The sequence below is a fragment of the Bacilli bacterium genome, assembly GCA_036381315.1.
In the GTDB taxonomy this organism is placed as follows: domain Bacteria; phylum Bacillota; class Bacilli; order Paenibacillales; family KCTC-25726; genus DASVDB01.
In genome coordinates this window covers 1-16,489 of record DASVDB010000163.1, presented here as the reverse complement: position 1 = coordinate 16,489, position 16,489 = coordinate 1, and the positions used below count along the sequence as shown (strand labels likewise).

Annotated in this window: 16 protein-coding genes; 8 read left to right on the top strand and 8 right to left on the bottom strand. The window is 52.6% G+C overall.

Translation table 11 applies throughout. The features are described 5' to 3' along the window. Nucleotides 1–2 precede the first annotated feature (2 nt). Nucleotides 3–1,181 carry a KamA family radical SAM protein gene (locus tag VF260_12110; protein ID HEX7057922.1) on the top strand — a complete coding sequence of 393 codons (1,179 nt, stop codon included), beginning with the start codon at nucleotides 3–5 and terminating at the stop codon, nucleotides 1,179–1,181. 288 nt (nucleotides 1,182–1,469) lie between these two features. Here VF260_12110 and VF260_12105 read toward each other — a convergent pair whose 3' ends face one another. Continuing rightward, the gene (locus tag VF260_12105; protein ID HEX7057921.1) at nucleotides 1,470–1,670 is read right to left on the bottom strand and encodes a DUF6199 family natural product biosynthesis protein; all 201 of its coding nucleotides are present in this window, start codon (nucleotides 1,668–1,670) and stop codon (nucleotides 1,470–1,472) included. 206 nt (nucleotides 1,671–1,876) lie between these two features. On the opposite strand from VF260_12105, the gene VF260_12100 reads away from it, so the two are divergent. Next, the gene (locus tag VF260_12100) at nucleotides 1,877–2,620 is read left to right on the top strand and encodes an ABC transporter ATP-binding protein (GenBank protein HEX7057920.1); all 744 of its coding nucleotides are present in this window, start codon (nucleotides 1,877–1,879) and stop codon (nucleotides 2,618–2,620) included. Next, a complete protein-coding gene (locus VF260_12095; protein ID HEX7057919.1) occupies nucleotides 2,617–3,816 on the top strand; it encodes an ABC transporter permease in 1,200 nt (399 codons plus the stop codon). The genes VF260_12100 and VF260_12095 overlap by 4 nt, the downstream gene beginning before the upstream one ends. Here VF260_12095 and VF260_12090 read toward each other — a convergent pair. After that, the gene (locus tag VF260_12090; protein ID HEX7057918.1) at nucleotides 3,761–5,584 is read right to left on the bottom strand and encodes an ABC transporter substrate-binding protein; all 1,824 of its coding nucleotides are present in this window, start codon (nucleotides 5,582–5,584) and stop codon (nucleotides 3,761–3,763) included. The genes VF260_12095 and VF260_12090 overlap by 56 nt on opposite strands. 164 nt (nucleotides 5,585–5,748) lie before the next feature. Here VF260_12090 and VF260_12085 point away from each other — a divergent pair, with 164 nt between their 5' ends. The 3 genes from VF260_12085 (at nucleotide 5,749) to hrpB (ending at nucleotide 10,518) form a co-directional block, all read left to right on the top strand. Further along, nucleotides 5,749–6,111 (top strand): hypothetical protein, encoded by a 363-nt coding sequence (locus VF260_12085; GenBank protein HEX7057917.1) that lies wholly within the window; start codon nucleotides 5,749–5,751, stop codon nucleotides 6,109–6,111. Between the two features lie 11 nt (nucleotides 6,112–6,122). After that, on the top strand, nucleotides 6,123–7,607 hold the full coding sequence (locus VF260_12080; protein ID HEX7057916.1) for a DUF4173 domain-containing protein: 1,485 nt from the start codon (nucleotides 6,123–6,125) through the stop codon (nucleotides 7,605–7,607). 421 nt (nucleotides 7,608–8,028) lie between these two features. Next, on the top strand, nucleotides 8,029–10,518 hold the full coding sequence (gene hrpB, locus VF260_12075; GenBank protein ID HEX7057915.1) for an ATP-dependent helicase HrpB: 2,490 nt from the start codon (nucleotides 8,029–8,031) through the stop codon (nucleotides 10,516–10,518). A 22-nt stretch (nucleotides 10,519–10,540) separates the two neighbouring features. Here hrpB and VF260_12070 read toward each other — a convergent pair whose 3' ends face one another. The 5 genes from VF260_12070 to VF260_12050 all read right to left on the bottom strand — a co-directional run bounded on the left by VF260_12070 (nucleotide 10,541) and on the right by VF260_12050 (nucleotide 13,992). After that, nucleotides 10,541–11,725, bottom strand: coding sequence for a hypothetical protein (locus VF260_12070; GenBank protein ID HEX7057914.1), 1,185 nt, complete (start codon nucleotides 11,723–11,725; stop codon nucleotides 10,541–10,543). Beyond that, the gene (locus VF260_12065) at nucleotides 11,703–12,245 is read right to left on the bottom strand and encodes a sigma-70 family RNA polymerase sigma factor (protein ID HEX7057913.1); all 543 of its coding nucleotides are present in this window, start codon (nucleotides 12,243–12,245) and stop codon (nucleotides 11,703–11,705) included. Before VF260_12065 ends, VF260_12070 begins: the two co-directional genes overlap by 23 nt. Nucleotides 12,246–12,324: 79 nt before the next feature. Next, nucleotides 12,325–13,401 (bottom strand): acyltransferase, encoded by a 1,077-nt coding sequence (locus VF260_12060; GenBank protein HEX7057912.1) that lies wholly within the window; start codon nucleotides 13,399–13,401, stop codon nucleotides 12,325–12,327. Between the two features lie 177 nt (nucleotides 13,402–13,578). Then, nucleotides 13,579–13,770 carry a sporulation histidine kinase inhibitor Sda gene (sda, locus tag VF260_12055; protein ID HEX7057911.1) on the bottom strand — a complete coding sequence of 64 codons (192 nt, stop codon included), beginning with the start codon at nucleotides 13,768–13,770 and terminating at the stop codon, nucleotides 13,579–13,581. 3 nt (nucleotides 13,771–13,773) lie between these two features. Further along, nucleotides 13,774–13,992: a hypothetical protein gene (locus VF260_12050; GenBank protein HEX7057910.1), complete on the bottom strand. Its 219-nt coding sequence runs from the start codon at nucleotides 13,990–13,992 to the stop codon at nucleotides 13,774–13,776. 226 nt (nucleotides 13,993–14,218) lie between these two features. Between VF260_12050 and VF260_12045 the strand changes: the two genes are divergently transcribed. Further along, the gene (locus VF260_12045) at nucleotides 14,219–14,839 is read left to right on the top strand and encodes a response regulator transcription factor (GenBank protein HEX7057909.1); all 621 of its coding nucleotides are present in this window, start codon (nucleotides 14,219–14,221) and stop codon (nucleotides 14,837–14,839) included. Between the two features lie 32 nt (nucleotides 14,840–14,871). Continuing rightward, complete coding sequence (locus VF260_12040; protein HEX7057908.1) at nucleotides 14,872–15,813, top strand: class 1 isoprenoid biosynthesis enzyme; 942 nt, start codon at nucleotides 14,872–14,874, stop codon at nucleotides 15,811–15,813. Between the two features lie 24 nt (nucleotides 15,814–15,837). On the opposite strand, the gene VF260_12035 is transcribed toward VF260_12040, so the two are convergent. Beyond that, nucleotides 15,838–16,489 (bottom strand): SOS response-associated peptidase (locus tag VF260_12035; GenBank protein HEX7057907.1); only part of this gene is annotated, 652 nt, incomplete at its 5' end.

Sequence of the window (16,489 nt, the reverse complement as noted above, 5' to 3'; positions counted from 1 at the left end):
GAATGGCCCAGCCGAAGTATATCACCGATATCGATAAGATAACGGCTATACCGGAGAAGGAAAGAGAAAAGCTGAAGAAAATAACGGAAAAATTTGTGTTTCGCGTGAATGACTACTATTTGGGCTTAATCGATTGGAATGACCCTAACGATCCGATTCGCAAACTGGTTATTCCGAATGAAGGAGAACTGAAAGAGTACGGCCGATGGGATGCGTCGGACGAGGATACGAATTATGTGGTGCCGGGCTGCCAGCATAAATATGCCACAACCGCCCTGTTGCTCGTTTCCGAGGTGTGCGGCGCGTATTGCCGGTACTGCTTCCGCAAACGCCTGTTCCGCAACGACGTCAAGGAAGCGATGTCCGACGTGGAGCCTGGACTTGCCTATATTGCCCGGCATCCCGAGATCAACAACGTGCTGCTGACCGGCGGCGATAGTCTGATTCTGGCTACGTCAAAGCTGCGAATGTTGTTGGAGCGGCTACGAAAAATCGACCATGTCAAAATTATTCGTTTCGGATCGAAGCTGCCTGTGTTCAATCCGATGCGCATTTATGAAGATCAGGAGTTGCTTGAACTGATTCGCGAGCATTCGTCCGAAGAAAAGCGCATCTATGTGATGGCGCACATCAATCATCCGCGTGAAATTACGCCCGAGGCGAAACGCTGTTTCGCCGCGCTGCATGATGCCGGAGCGATTGTTGTCAATCAGACGCCAGTGCTTAAAGGAATCAATGACGATCCGGAAGTTTTGGGAACATTGCTGGACAGATTATCCTGGGCGGGCGTAACCCCATACTACTTCTTCATCAATCGGCCTGTTGCCGGCAACCATGATTTTGTGCTCCCTTTGGAAAGGGTATACCGAATCGTTGAGGAAGCGAAAGCAAGAACGTCGGGTTTGGGCAAGCGCGTGCGCCTGTCGATGAGTCACACTTCAGGAAAAATTGAAATATTGGCGATTGAGAACGGCAAGGCTTATTTGAAATACCACCAGTCAAGAGATGGCGATTACGGCAAATTCATGGTGCTGGATTGTCCGCCCGATGCGGCGTGGTTTGACGATCTGCCTGGCAACGAACAGTACTGGAGCAAACCGAAAAAGAAGACAAGCGCAGTCGTTTCGGTTAATGAACTGCCCGATTTTCCCCGAAAAAAAACCGGGAGAGTTCATGCCTGAACGTGGCGGTGTTGAATATATGTGCCTGTACGACAACCGAATCATCTACTATCCTTGATTCGATATTCCGGGAAAAGCTTCGTTCTATCAACAAAGAATAGATCCACCCCGGAGGGAAGCCTGTGAGGAAGTGTTTATCAATCGACTCATCAAGAAAGTTGTAGTCAACATTCAGCCCTTACACTTTATTTGTAATTTGGCAATAACGGCAAAAAATTTTCGACAAAAACCGAGGGATGAAAGGCTCTATCACCTTTTTCCCTCGGTTCCTCAGACCATGATAATGGATTACAGTATCCAGTACCCTAGAACCCCCCCAATACCCGCAAGTATGAACAGAACGCCTCCAATGCGAGCAGACACAACATAGAGTCCGGACGGTTCGGTTGCATCATGTGATTTCCAACTTTCGATGATGGCCCAAACAATCGACGGCCGTATTACCATTAGCAATCCTAGAATAATAAGAAGCAAGCTAATGAACCCCATAAGAATGCCTCCTGACGACAGTAACTACCCCTTTAATAATAAAACACGAAAAGAGTGTTCTTGTTGCAAGATTTTTTTCCAGAATCGCAACCAACTCAAATCTGTTGGTGTTCTTAAAGTACAACTTGCTGTTACAGATCGTTGTTATTATGATAAGAGAATATCATACTTGGCGATTCAGGATAACGAGAAGGAGCATTGCGGACGTGTCGAAGCTTCTGCAAGTAGAGAATTTAACCGGCGGATATGGTTTGGATCGGCAAGTGCTGCATCAGCTTTCTTTCACGGTGGACAGCAGCGAAATGATCGGCTTGATCGGACTGAACGGGGCCGGAAAAAGCACCACAATCAAGCACATTCTTGGTTTCATGCGGCCGCATTCCGGGCATATCCGCTTAAACGGCAGGCTTCTTGATGAAGATGCCGTCAAATACCGCCGAACGTATGCGTATGTGCCGGAAAGCCCCCTGCTCTACGAGGAGTTGACTGTGCATGAGCATTTGGAGCTGGCGGCGATGGCTTATGGCCTGGATGCCGCAACCGCCGCGAAGCGCGAGGACGATTTGCTGGAAAGGTTCCAAATGTCTCCTCATCGGAGCAAGCTGGCGGGGCAACTGTCCAAAGGGATGAAGCAGAAGGTGCTGATCATGAGCGCTTTTCTCGTCCGGCCGCAGCTGTATGTGATCGATGAGCCGTTTCTCGGACTTGATCCGCTTGGAATCCGCTCCCTGCTCGATTTGCTGGCCCAGGTGAAACGGGAAGGGGCCGGAATATTGCTGAGCTCGCATATTTTAACGATGATCGAACGGTTTTGCGATCGCTTTTTGCTGCTGCACCAAGGCCGGCTTATTGCCAGCGGCAATCTGGCCGAACTTAGGGAAGCCGCGGGAGTCGATTTTGCGGAGTCTTCCCTGGATGATGTCTTTTGCCAATTGGTGACGCGATCATGAATGCGAAGCTAATGTGGTCGCGCAGAGTTAGCGGCTTTAGGCAAGAAATCCGTCCCTATTTAACCTATGCGCTGCGAACTTTATCGTTTGCCTCCCTGTTTATCATGATCATTTCAGCCTACTTATACGTCCGGTTCCTGGAACAAATTCGGCCCGGCTACCCGGCGCTCTTGACCGCGGCCCTTGTGTTGCTGCCGGTTCTGGCGCTTACGCCTGTCAGGACATATTTGCGCGCCCCGGATATCGTTTACCTGCTGCCGCTTGAGGATCAGCTTGGCGAGTATTTCCGCGCGGCGCGGCGGCGAGCGTTTGTTATTCAAGCGTTTGTGACGACTGTTGCCTGGTTTATTTTGCGGCCGCTCCTTGAACTTTCGGATTCCGCAATAAAGCATCAGTTTCTCGCTGGGTTATTGCTGCTTCTTGTGCTGAAACGAGTGCTCCTGCACGCCAAATGGCTTGAGCTTCATATATATGATGCCGAATCGAGCCGTTTATGGGGCATCGTGCGGTGGGCGGTCACCGGCGCGCTGACCTTTGCCTTGCTAAAGCTGCCGCTCTCCTTGGGCAGTTTGCTTCTGGCTGCGGGAGCCACTTTCTACTTGCTTGTGTTGACTACGGCTGCCCGCGCCTATCGGCATCTGCCCTGGCTCAAGCTGGTTGAACTTGAACAGCGGCACCGCGCCTTCGCATTTCGGATGCTCAACCTGTTTATCGATGTGCCGGCTGTTCAAGGGAAAGCGCGTAGAAACCCCGCGCCTCGGCGACTCGCCCGATATTTGGGGTACCGTTCAAGCAGAGCCGGGATTTACCTTTACCTTTTGGTTTGGTATCGCTCGGAAGCATCCGGGATTTGGCTGCGGCTTACATCGCTGGGCGCTGTGCTTACCGGCTTGAGCGGCGGCGGTCTGCCCGGTTATGCGCTGTGGGGCCTTTTTGCGGTTGTAATCGCAGTTCAACTGGCGGAATTGCAAAAAATGCGGCACATATCCGAACACGCTTGCATGTACCCGCTTCCCCATGAACTTTTCGCCCGTTCCGCCCGTCTCGTCCGCTTCGGATTGCATGCGTTATCGCTGCTTGTGCTTTCCTTCCTGTTCGCTGTATCGTCCGGCGCGTCAGGGGAAGCGATCATCCTGCTAGTTATCGGCTTGGGTTGTTCCGGATTGTATCATCATCGCAAGGCAACTCCGTTTTAAACCAGATATCCTTGAAGCGAAGCCAGCCGAGGGAATCCAGGCTGATGCCTTTGACCGACGCGTGAAACACCGCTTGCAGCCTGCGCCGGTATAAAAAGCAAATCAGGCTTTGCGCCAGCATATATTGTTCAATTTCGACAAATAACCTGTTGCGTAACTCCGCCGCCGGCTCCCGCATGATTTGCCGCAATTTGCCGTCGATCTTATCCCTGCCGCGCGCATGCAGATGTTCGGAAATACTGTCGTATAAGTCAATCAGGCGAAGTTCAAGGTCGTTGTCCAACAATAGCGCAAATAAAATCAAATCGGCATTCAGCCTCCGCTCTCCTTTGAACTCCTCCGCATCAACCGTGTCTATTTGCAAATCGATACCGTATTGCCGCAATTCTTCCTTAAGCAAAACGGCATCGTGTTCGTATTGGGGAATCGTGCACAGGACAAGCGTGTTTCCGCTTAATGCGGACAAATTCGCCGGAATTTGCGGCGTCTGTGCGGCATGATCGCCTTGTTTCCGGTTGCTTGCGCGCAGGAACCCGTCCGCTTTTTCCACCGTCTGATCGTTTAAGCGCGCGTAGATGCGGCTTAAGTTTATCGCTTGGCAGCATGCGCGGCGAAAGGCGGCGTTTTGCAACGGGCCGTCTTTGTGCACATTCAGCGTGACGAATTTGCACGTTGTGCCCATTTCCTGCACTTCGTTCCATGTTTGCGATACGCGTTCCGGCAGACGGTAGCTGTGAATGATTTGAAATCGCTCCCATTTATCCGTTTTTTCGGCAGGCGAAAAATTGGGGATGTGCCAAATCTCCACCTTGTCAAGATGGGCGCGCCCGCCAAAGTAACCTTCGAAAGCCTCCAACACCCAGATCCCTTCGCCATGTTCGGCTAAGCGAAACGGCCCGGTGCCGATCGGATTTTTGGCAAATGTGGCAGGCGATGTTCGTACGATCTCCGCCGGTACGATGGAAGCTCTGCTGACACTCAGATATTCCAGAAAAAGCGCGTTTGGTTCAGATAACCGGATGCGCACGGTGACCGGATCGAGGATCGCGATGGTGGAAATGCCGACGATTGCTTTCCGATATAGCGATTTTGCCGGCGAAGTGCGGATTCGCTCCAACGTAAAAAAAACATCTTCGGCAGACAGTTCCCGGCCATGGTGAAATTTGACGCCTTTGCGCAAATACAAAGTCCACTCGGTATGCGCCTGATTGCTTTCCCACGCGTGGGCGATGGCCGGTTCAACAACTCCCTTTTTCCGGTTGTAGCGCACCAAACTGTCAAAAATTTGATTGACCAGATGGGATTCGCTGGACAGGTTGGTCATAAGCGGGTCCAATGTTCGGATGGGTTGACTGACCGGGAAACGCAACGTGTCGATTTTCTTGTTGCCTTTGAATTCCGGATGATAGCCGAAGTATCCGGCCAGCCACTCCTGAAAAATGTCGCCTGCCGACTGCGGCATTTCCGGGATATTGAACTGTTCCAGCGCATCCCGCAGATGATGCCGGTCTACCAGCTGTTTGGCAAAATCAAGCGCGATGCGGTCGGCGGGCGCTGCGAGCAATAGCTGCGAGCGCCGTCCCCGGCCTCGTCTAGGCTCCCACTTGATCCAGCCGCGCTCCGCCATCCGCTGCAAAATAAGCTGCACATTGCGATGGGTGCAGGCCAGCAAATCCGCCAATTCGTCGATCGTCACGAGTTCGCCCTGCGCATGTGCCGCTTGCGGGAACCGGCTGTGCAATTGCAAATAATACTTCGCAAGCTTCAACTGTTCGTCCCCTCCCTTCGCTTCTTATACGATACCCCAGATTTGCTTTTGCGGCAATAAAACAGGAAATTTCTAAGCGGAAAGATTCTCTTTTTCTTCCTATTTTAATTGATACAATAATGATTAGAAAAGGAAAGTTAGTAAAGAAAGGCGGGGGAATGCCGATGGGAATGGCCACGTTCTGGACAGAACAGGCGGCGCGGGAAGTTTCTGAACGTGTCGGTTCGTTTTTTTTCCGCAGTGAACTGCGGCAAACGGCGGAAGAAATACTGGCATTTGTGCGTGCTCTCGCGGACGTGACGTTTGATGAAGATATCGTTGATGATCATGATGCGGTTAGCAAGCTGCAACATGTATTGCCGGCACATTGGCACGATCTGCTTGCGGCGGTGCAACAGGCGGCTTGCGTGGAAGATGAAGGCGGGCATGAGCGGGAGTTGCTCGAACGGCTGCATCCCGAACGCGTTCAGGCATTCGCGGAAGCCGCGCTGGACATATGCGGCCGCAGATGCGGTCTAATATGTTGAAGAGGTGCGATATGGAGATTCATAACGTAGAGAAGGTATGGAACGGCAAAGAAAAAACGGCGGTGCTGTTCGCTGCCCTGTTGGGAGTGGCTTTCGATCAGCTGTTTTACCGTGGGACTTTCGGAATTTCCGTGTTGCCGTTCGTAATTTTGTTTTACATATTTTATTTTCGCGCAACGGGGATTTCCGCGAAACCTGGGCGGCGCTTTTCCACCGTATTGTTTGCGGCGGTCGTCATGCTAACGCTGGATATTGTCGTCTACGCCAATCAGACATTTCGTATTTTGAACGTATTGGCGTTGCCGGCGCTTATCGTTGTCCATACCTTTTTGGCGGCGGCGGAAACGCGCGGAGACACACCGCAACGGTTTATTCCGAAGTTGGCAGCGCAACTGTTTCCGCAAACGTTTAGCCGGATGAAATTGCTTTTTCTTCTGCTGCGCGGCACGTTCCAAAGAAGCGGACGGCAACAATCATATGTCCTGCGGCAGATTTTGCTCGGCCTGCTCATCTCGGCGCCGCTTCTTGTTGTCGTCGGCACCTTGCTCGGTTCCGCCGATGCCCTGTTTCAACGCATGTTGGGACGGATTCCGGATTGGTTTGCCGGCCTGCATTTCGGGGAGTGGCTGTTTCGCGCCGTGGTGGTGCTCGCCGTTGCCGGTTACGCCTATGGCTTTGTAATGGGGCTGGCACACCCGCGGCCTGGCAAATCGGCGGATCACGAGACGGGGGAAAAGGGCGTAGGCTATATTCTCGACAGCATTACGGTGATTACCGTATTGATATTGGTAAACAGTTTGTTCGTTCTGTTCGTGGCGATCCAATTTTCCTATTTGTTCGCGGGCGGATCGGGAAGTTTGCCGAATGGCCTTACTTATGCCGACTATATTCACAAAGGGTTTGCCGAACTGAACGTCGTTTCGCTGATCAATTTGACACTCTTGATCGTTTCGCTTCGCTCAGTGGATGGTAACCGGAAAATTTCGGCTATATTAAAGGCGCTGCAAACGCTGCTCGCTGCCAATTCGTTCGTCATGCTTGCATCCGCCTACATCCGGCTGGCATTATATGAGGAAGCCTACGGCTTTACGGTGCTGCGTCTGTTGGTGCATGCTTTTATGTTGGTGATGTTTATTCTGTTTGTTTGGGGTTTGATCCGAATTTGGCGAAAACAATTCCCGCTGGTTAAAATGTGGCTCGCAACCGGCATTTTGGCTTACGCGTTGGTTGCCAGCAGCAATATCGAAGGAATCGCCGCATCATTGAATGTCGCCCGCTTCGAACAAACCGGCAAGCTCGACGCCGCGTATTTGGCCGGGCTATCGAACGATGCTGCGCCGGCGGTCATGCGGCTTTCCAATGCGGAAAAGCAAAATGAACAAATCGCTTTTCTGCTCCAAAGTTTTCGGGATAAGGCAAAACAGGCGCATCCCTGGCAAGAGTTGACGTTATCGGATTTGTTTGCCCGAAAATTCGTACGCGACACGGCTTGGTAGGGTGCTAACGGTCGTGTGGTAGCGGGCTTTCCGACTCTAACGGACGTGACAGAGGCTATTTTGGGTTTTACGCCCGGTTTTTAAGTTTAAACGGACGTAGGTGCGCTTATTTTAGCACTTTGTGCGGTATTCAGGCAAAAAACGGTGAATAGCCGCTGTGGCGTCCGTTAAAATTTTTGCCCGGCCTTTTTTCAGCAAATAGCCTCTGCTGCGTCCGTTAGCGCTGGGCGGGGAGGGTAGCGCTCGCGTTGTGCAAATGTGGGGAACATCGGCAAATGGGGCATCGGCAGCAGATGGGGGTAACCGCGGCAGATGAGGCAACCACGGCAGATGGCGGAACCGGCAGCAGATAGGGCAACCACGGCAGATGGAGGTTGCCGCGGCATTGGAAATCGAACGGGACAGGCGCTATACTTGGCTTATGAATCCATTGCCGATTGACGAAATCATTCCGAAATTGCAAAGCGTTTTGCGTAAAAACAACAATGCCGTATTGGTTGCCGCGCCGGGCGCCGGCAAGACAACACGGGTTCCGTTGGCGCTCCTGCAAGAGCCGTGGCTTGCCGGCAAAAAAATCATCCTGCTTGAACCGCGCCGCCTCGCCGCCCGCGCCGCCGCCCGCTATATGGCCGCCTCTGTGGGCGAGCGGGTGGGGGAAACCGTCGGTTACCGCATGCGGAACGACACCCGCATTGGAAAAACGACGCGCATCGAAGTGGTTACGGAAGGCGTGCTCACGCGCATGCTGCTAGAAGATGCCGCTTTAGAAGGCGCCGGTCTCGTCATTTTTGACGAATTTCACGAACGCAATTTGCACGCCGACCTGGGGTTTACTTTTTGCCTGCAAGCGCAGGCGTTATTGCGCGACGATCTGCGTCTGTTGGTCATGTCGGCCACGCTCGCCGCCGAACCGGTGGCGACGCTGTTGGGCGGCGCGCCGGTTCTTGCCTGCGCAGGCCGCGTCCACCCGGTGGAAACGCGCTTTTTGCCAAACAGGCATGCCGACCGCAGCGAATACGCCGTGGCGCAAAAAGTGTGCGAAGCTCTGCGCAACGATGCGGGGGACATCCTTGTTTTTTTGCCCGGTGCGCGAGAAATCAGGCGGACGGAGAAAATTTTGCGGGAGCTTATCGCTGGGCAGCCTGTGCTGATCGCCCCGTTGTACGGAAGTCTGCCGCAAAGCGAGCAGGATCGCGCGCTTCTTCCCGCCGCCAAAGGTGAACGGAAAGTTGTTCTGGCAACGTCCATCGCTGAAACCAGTTTGACCGTGGAAGGCGTTCAGATCGTCATCGACGGCGGTTTCATGCGCGTGCCCCGCTTTTCACCGCGTACGGGCATGTCGCATCTGGAAACCATTCCGGTATCCCGGGCCGCGGCGGATCAGCGCCGCGGCAGAGCCGGAAGGCTGGGGCCGGGCGTCTGCTACCGCATGTGGACGGAGCAGGAAGACCGCAATCTTGCCCCCGATCATCCGCCGGAAATTGCCGCTGTCGATCTGGCGCCGCTCGCGCTGAACCTTGCCGTTTGGGGCGCGACGGAACCGTCCGAACTTTCCTGGCTGACACCGCCGCCAACGGGCGCCTACCGCCAGGCCTGCGAAGTTTTGCGCGAGCTGGGCGCGCTTGCCGAAAACGGCCGGATAACCCGGCATGGGCGAGACATGGCAGCGCTTGGCATGCACCCCCGGCTGGCGCATATGGTGCTTAAGGCAATCCCGCTGCAGTTGGGCGAACTTGCCTGCGAGCTGGCTGCGCTTTTAAGCGGACGCGACTCGCTTCGCCCGCTCGGGGGCGCATATGCCGCGGATTTGCGCAGCGTCATCGCGGCTGTTCGCAGTGCCGGCGCAACCGCAACCGGCGCCATCGACCCGGCGGCGGCCAAACGCATTAACGATGAGGCGAACCGTTGGAAGCGGGATTTGGGCATCAAACACGGCGGGCATGACGATATTGCCGCTTGCGGATTGCTGCTTTCCTTCGCCTATCCCGACAGGATAGCCCAACGGAAAGGAGCGGGACGGTTCTTGTTGAAAAACGGCCGGGGAGCGGTGCTATCCGCAGCGCAGCCGCTGGCGCAGGAACCTTATTTGGTGGCCGCCGAACTGGACGACGCGGGCCATGAAAGCCGCATTTTGCTTGCCGCTCCGATTGCTGCGGAAACGTTGGCGCGTTATCGCGGGGAGTTGATCACGCAAGATACGGTCGTTGCCTGGGACGATGCGGCGCAAGCGGTTCGCGCGCGCACGTTTGCCAGGCTTGGGGCAATCGCGTTGGCGGAAGCCGCCGCGCCGGATGTCGGCCGGGAAGAAACGGCCGCGGCTTTGATGCAGGGCATCGCGGCAAACGGACTGGACATGCTGCCGTGGACGAAAGCGGCGCACCAACTGCTTGATCGGCTGCGGTTTATGCATGCGCGCGAAGCTGGGTGGCCGGATGTTTCCGCGGAAACGCTGCTTGCGACGTTGCCCGACTGGTTGAGCCCGTATGTGCAGGGGATGAAAAGCCGCAGCGATCTGCAAAAATTGTCCATGGCGGCAATTATCGAGAATATGCTGACCTGGGAACAACGCCGCCGGTTGGACGAGTATGCTCCAACGCATATTGTCGTGCCCAGCGGCTCCCGTATCCCCGTCGATTACAGCGACCCGTCTGCGCCGGCGTTATTTGTGCGCATCCAGGAAATGTTCGGGCAACAAGATACACCGCGAATCGCGCGCGGCCAAGTGCCGGTCACCTTGCATTTGTTGTCCCCGGCGCAGCGGCCGGTGCAGGTGACGCAAGATTTGGCGAATTTTTGGCGCAGCACCTATTTTGCGGTGCGCAAAGATTTAAAAGGGCGCTATCCAAAGCATGCATGGCCCGACAATCCGTTGCTGGCAACCGCCACCAGGCACGCAAAACCCCGGCGGTAAGTCTTTCCCGCCGGGGCCCATGTTATCTTCCTTCCAAATATTTACGCGTTTGCTTGATCCATTTGGCGACATAATTTCCGGTTGCCCATTGCGCCATGATCAACTTTTCGCCATTTTGCAGCGGTACGATCAAAAGAGGCTCTGTGCCAACATTGCCGTTTATCTGGAAAAAGCTGATTTCCTGTTCGCTGACAATGGCCAGCAAATCATGATCCGGCGATGTCAAGGCGTCGCTTGCGTCCGGCCGCAATTTTCGCACCGTCGACCACGGAACCGCCAAATCGTCGTGGGAAACAACCGACTCAAGCAACTTTGCGTTGATTGTGCGGTAACCGTCGCTTTCCAAAGACAGGTCTTTGCCGTTTCTTTTCGCAATAGCCGACCATTTTCCCTGCCCCCGAACGATGCCCCAGTCACTGTCGGAATAGGCGTCATGGATCGCCAGCATACCGCTCAATGATACGAAAGGCTCACGTTTGCCAAGGAGGCGTGCGGGCATTTCATCCGTTCCGGTTCCCCGAAGCTGCGTGACGGTTTCAACCCGGTAATTGGGATAAGCTTGTCCGCGATCGCGCAACATTTCCAGGGACAAATACTTGTTGCCGACAAACGACAGCCGCTCGTCATGCAGGATTCGGCCCGTCGACAAATCCGCGCCTTCGGCGCCGCTATGCCGGACGGCTTTGCCGGCTTCTTCCGCCGGATATGCCGCAACGTAGCGAATGGTTCCTTCCCGCGTCGCGCGGGTCTCCGTGACGATTTTCCAAAACTCGATTTTGTATGGCAGCAGGATATCGTTCCCTTGCGCCGCAATCTGCAATTTTCCGCCTTCGGGAGCAATCAGGAGCGTTCGGTATGCGGCGGGATTGCCGCTACGCAGCCCAAGCAGCAAAGCGTCGCTTATTTGCGGGCGCGCATACGGGGTTACGGAAATCGTCTTCGCGCTTTCCCCGGCTAACGTATCCGATGTTGGCGTTCTTTGCGGCAGCAGCGATTTTCCCGCAGGTTGGTAATAAAGCATGATCAGGATCGCCGCCGAAATGCATGCGGCTTTCCCCAAAAGCAACCATTTTCTGCGTTTTTTCCGCGTCTCCCGGCGTACTTTTTCTTCGATTCGCGCCCGCAATCGTTCGGTAAAACCGGGCTCGCCGGTGGGATCCGCGGATAGCCGGTCCCGCAATTTTTTATCCTCGTTGTTCGGATCCATTTTGCCCATCTTCCCCTTGTTCGAGGATACGCCGGCGCGCATCGCGCAGTCTTGCTTTGACTTTTCCCGCGCTGATATGCAAAATGGCGGCGGTTTCATGGAGCGAGAACCGGTAATGGCCAAACAGAATTAAAACTTCGCGGGACTTGGCCGGCAGGCTAAGTATTTGCCGCCACAGTTTGTTTGCCGGGGAATGCTGCGCCATGCCCGTTTCCGTTTGGCGGTAAAAGAAAAGCCTGCGGAAAATGGATGATCGTTTGTAATCGGCAATGCAACTGCGCGTCAAGGCGAAAATGCGCAATTTTAAAGAAGGCTCCCGCAAAAATTCCGGCATATCGCGATAAAGCCGCAAAAACACTTCCTGTGTGATATCGTCCGCATCCGCGGCGTTTTGCAGCATGACAAACGCATAATTCCATATGTCGTTGCCGTAGGCATCCATCCATTCCCGCAAAACAACCCTGGCATCCGCGGCTGTTTCGACGCAGCGCCACATTTTGACCTCGGATTTCGTTTCCACAAACACTCAACTCCCCAATATCAAACGATTTCCCATCTACCATATTCGCTGCCGGGCAATCCGTAACCTGCCCGTTATTTTATTTTCCCGTGAGCAGCCAGGCCCATTTCAGTTTGCGGATCGCCAAATACATAAACCAGGAGAGCGTAAGGGCGGCTATCGCTCCGGCAGCCGTCAGCAGGTGGAACAAAATAACATCGCCAGTTTGCTGGATATAGCGCCGCCACACGAGCAAGAAAACAGGATGGACGAAATAAATCGCAAACGACCCGATACCGATCGACTGAAGCAGCGTAACCAGCCGTCCTCTCTTGGCGTGCAGGGCGCTTGAGATCAACAAAAGCGCAATGCAGGATAACGATACGTATCCGTAATACAAAACGTTGTACAAGTATCCGTTCAGATCCGATTTCCAGGTGATGCCATGGTCCATTAACCATAAATACGTAAGAAAGACGACGCCGGAAACGGCCCACGCCACAATCCACGGCCATCTGTTCGCATAGAGCTTGTCTATGTATTTGCGGTAATTCATGCCGATATAGGCGCCAAGGCATAAAAACAGGGTATAGGTTATAACCAGTCTGCCTGTCGTGGTAATATGCAGAACGGAGCGGTTCAAAAAAACAAAAGCGATTTGGACCACAATGCCGGTTGCGATCAAATGCCTAGCGATGGCAGGGACTTTTTTGACCAGGGCGAGCATAAGCGGGAACAGCACATAAAATTGGGCGATCACAAAAATAAAATACAAATGGGTATAGTTTGTGCCGAGCAAAAGCTTTTTCCCGAAGCCGATAAAGGCATCGAAGGTAAGCGAACGGTTGATTCCGATCTGCAAAAGCAGGAAATAAAACAAGGACCATAGAAAATAGGGAACAAGCACAAATTTCATGCGTTTCCGCCAAAATCCGCTCCATGAATTCCGTTCGCGCGGATAGTAATTGTAAAACAGAACGAGCGCGCTTAAAAACAAGAAGGCGGGAACGGCAAACATGCTTCCTTTGTTTATAAAAAAGTAGACGGGATAAAACAGCGAGTCTTTCGGAACTTTGGCGGCGTAGATGGATGTCCCGTGGATGGCGATCACTGCCAGAATGGCAAACGCACGGTACAAATCCAGATGGTTGATGCGTTCAGTTGCCTTGCGCTCCATGCTTTCATCCTTTCCGGGAAGGAATTCCATGATGCTGCTATCATAAACTGAATCACACAAAATGACAACATCATTTCAGATGCAAGCATGCTTGGCTAAGGCCAATTTGATAAAAAAATAAAAAAGCGTTCCGCCGACTTGGCAAACGCTCCGGGCACAATCGAGACGCGGTCTGATTCAGGATGAAAAAACGTAAGATGGGTGGCCTAGTTTGACAAAATCGACGGGAATATCTCTGCGTTCCATCTCCAACTCCAACAGTTCAATAAAAGCCGGTTCCATATCCAGTTCCAGCGATTTTAAATAACAGTCGATCAAGTGGTTGTCGCTGAGCAATGAAAAGGAATTTGTTTCATCACAAGACTTCATCTTTCAATTCAACCCTTTTTTCCCGATAGTAATAAAAGCCGTATCCGTGATGTTTTTAAAATTTTGCGCAACTTTCAAAATTTCTTCCGACATATTCTGGATCAGATCCGCGATTGCCCGCTCATCATTCAGCTTGGCGATGTCCGAACGGTGATGGTGCAATACCGCCTGAATAGCCATCGAAAGATATTTCTCATTCTCGCTTTTGGCAAATTCGTTCATGGGACACCTCCAAAGATTGTGTGCCGTAAAGATGGCCAAGGCCAATTGGAATTTTATGCTATCCATATTGTACCTTTGGAAGTCGTTTTTTTCTGCGCAAATCAATTGCGCAATCGCGCACATTATATTTGCGCAATTGCGCAAAAAAAGATTGTATATTCAATTAATAGAATATACAATCTTAGTAAGCTTCGAATGAAATTCCCAAAATGAAAGGAATGATTTCATGAAAGAGCCGATCCGGTTGTTGATCGTGGAAGATCACCCGCTAATGGCGCAAGCGACCAAAGACCTGCTGGAAGAGCTGGAGTCGGTGCAGGTGGTTGGTGTCGCAGCGGACGGCTGTACCGCTCTGCAACTTGTGGAAGAGCATAATCCGGATATTGTTTTTCTTGATTTTAACCTGCCCGATATTTACGGGGATGAAGTGCTAAAAAAGATCAAGACGGCGCATCCGCACATTCATGTGATCATTTTCACCGGCTTTGACATATCCGATCTGTTCAACCATTTGATAGAGTTGAAAGTAAGCGGAATTATTTCCAAAGAAGAAAAGGGCGAAGTGTACCTGGCCATGATCCAAAGCGTCATGCAAGGCCACACCGTGGTGCCGTTGCACATTTTTCAGCAAATGAGGATAAACGGCACCAAAATGTCGGAACAAATACTCACAAACGACGAGCAAAGCATCATGGAAATGGTGATCAAAGGATTTACCAACGAACAAATCGCTGAAGAAATTCATATGAGCAAACGTTCAGTTGATAATTATTTGAAAAAAGTCTACCAAAAATATGGAGTGAAATCCCGGGCGCAGGCAATCAAAAAGTACCTGGAAACAAATTGATTTTTTGCCCCGAATGAAAGAGGTGAGGCGAATTGCAAGAAATCATCATGAAAGAAGCGCTGCGCGTGATCGACGAATATTTTCGCGTGCGCGAATTGAATGAGTTGATGAAGCGCGCGCTTGCCGACAAACAGGAAGAAAAGAGCACATGGTCCGATATCGTATTATGCAGCCACTATATGTTTGGCGGCAATTCGCCGGACATTCACCGGGTGGCGGCCAATCTGGAGTTGCTAATTCTGGCGCTGGATATTCTGGACGATTTGCAGGACGAAGATAATGTGGCCAAACCGTGGATGGTCGTCCCGCGCGCTACCGCGCTCAATGTGGTGATCGGCTTTATTTTCGCGGCGTTTGCCGACCTTGGCCAGACAATTGCTCATCATAATGGGGGGGAAATTGCGTTTTTCGCGATTATCGGCAGGCTGGTGACCCGTTCCATTAACGGCCAGCAAATTGATTTGAATAATGCGATCAACTCGGAACAGGAATATTTGGCGATGGTGCACGAAAAATCCGGCTCGCTGTTTCGCCTGGCTTGTACGATCGGATACACGCTCGCTCATTTGCAGGGCCGCGACACGATCGAACGGATTGACACGGTGGCGGAATACGCCGGGGTGATGGCGCAACTCAACAATGACATGCGCGATGTGCTGCGGTTTGATTTGAAAAATGACCTGTTGCATAAAAAGAAAACGCTCACGACTTTGTTTTTATTGCAGCATAGCGAAGAAGATTATCCGTTGTTCAAGCAATTTTACGAGGGAATCGCCACGAAGGAACAGTTTTTGCAGGCAAAAGCCGACATTCTTGAATTCATTCAGAACTCGGGCGCCATCGAATATACCAAAGTGATTCAGACGCTATACTGCAATCGCGCCAGCGAGGCTTTCGCCGGCTTGCCGGGAGACGAATATTGGAAAGGCAAGTTTCGCGAAATCGCGATTGATCCGTACAGCTTGCAGGAATGACGCCATACTGGCGCCACACCATGGTTAAGCGATTGGTTCGATGCAGGCGGCGGAGTCGTTTTTCACGTTGCCGACGGCGGGGGAAACCCGGTAATACTCCATTTCCTCCGCGGGGTATGGCGCAAACAACGGCGTCAGTAAACGAATGTCCCGCATATTCCGATCCAGCCACAACGGCCAATGTTCCCGTCTCACGATCACGGGCATGCGATCGTGCAGTTTGGACACGAGCTCATTGGGACGGGTCGTAATGATTGCGCAGGAATGTACCTTGCGGCCGTCCGGAGCGGTCCACGTTTCATAAATCCCGGCCATGGCGAACAGGCCGCGGTCGCTCATGACGATGCGCACGGGATATTTTTCCCCGCTATGGTTCCATTCATAGAAACCGTCGGCTGGTATCAGGCAGCGTTTGCGCTTGATCGCATCGCTAAACGCCGCCTTTTTATCCAGCGTTTCGGCGCGCGCATTGATCATTTTGTAGCCGGTTTTTTCATTACTTGCCCACGGCGGAATCAGTCCCCATTTAAGCTGGCCGATCCGCGTTTCGTTTCCATCGGCAATCGCGGCGGCGATCATCTGCCCCGGCGCGATGTTGTATTTTGGCGTATACCCGAACACAATTTTGTCCGTATGAAAAAATAACAGCAACTCATCCAATGTTACGGTCAGCGTA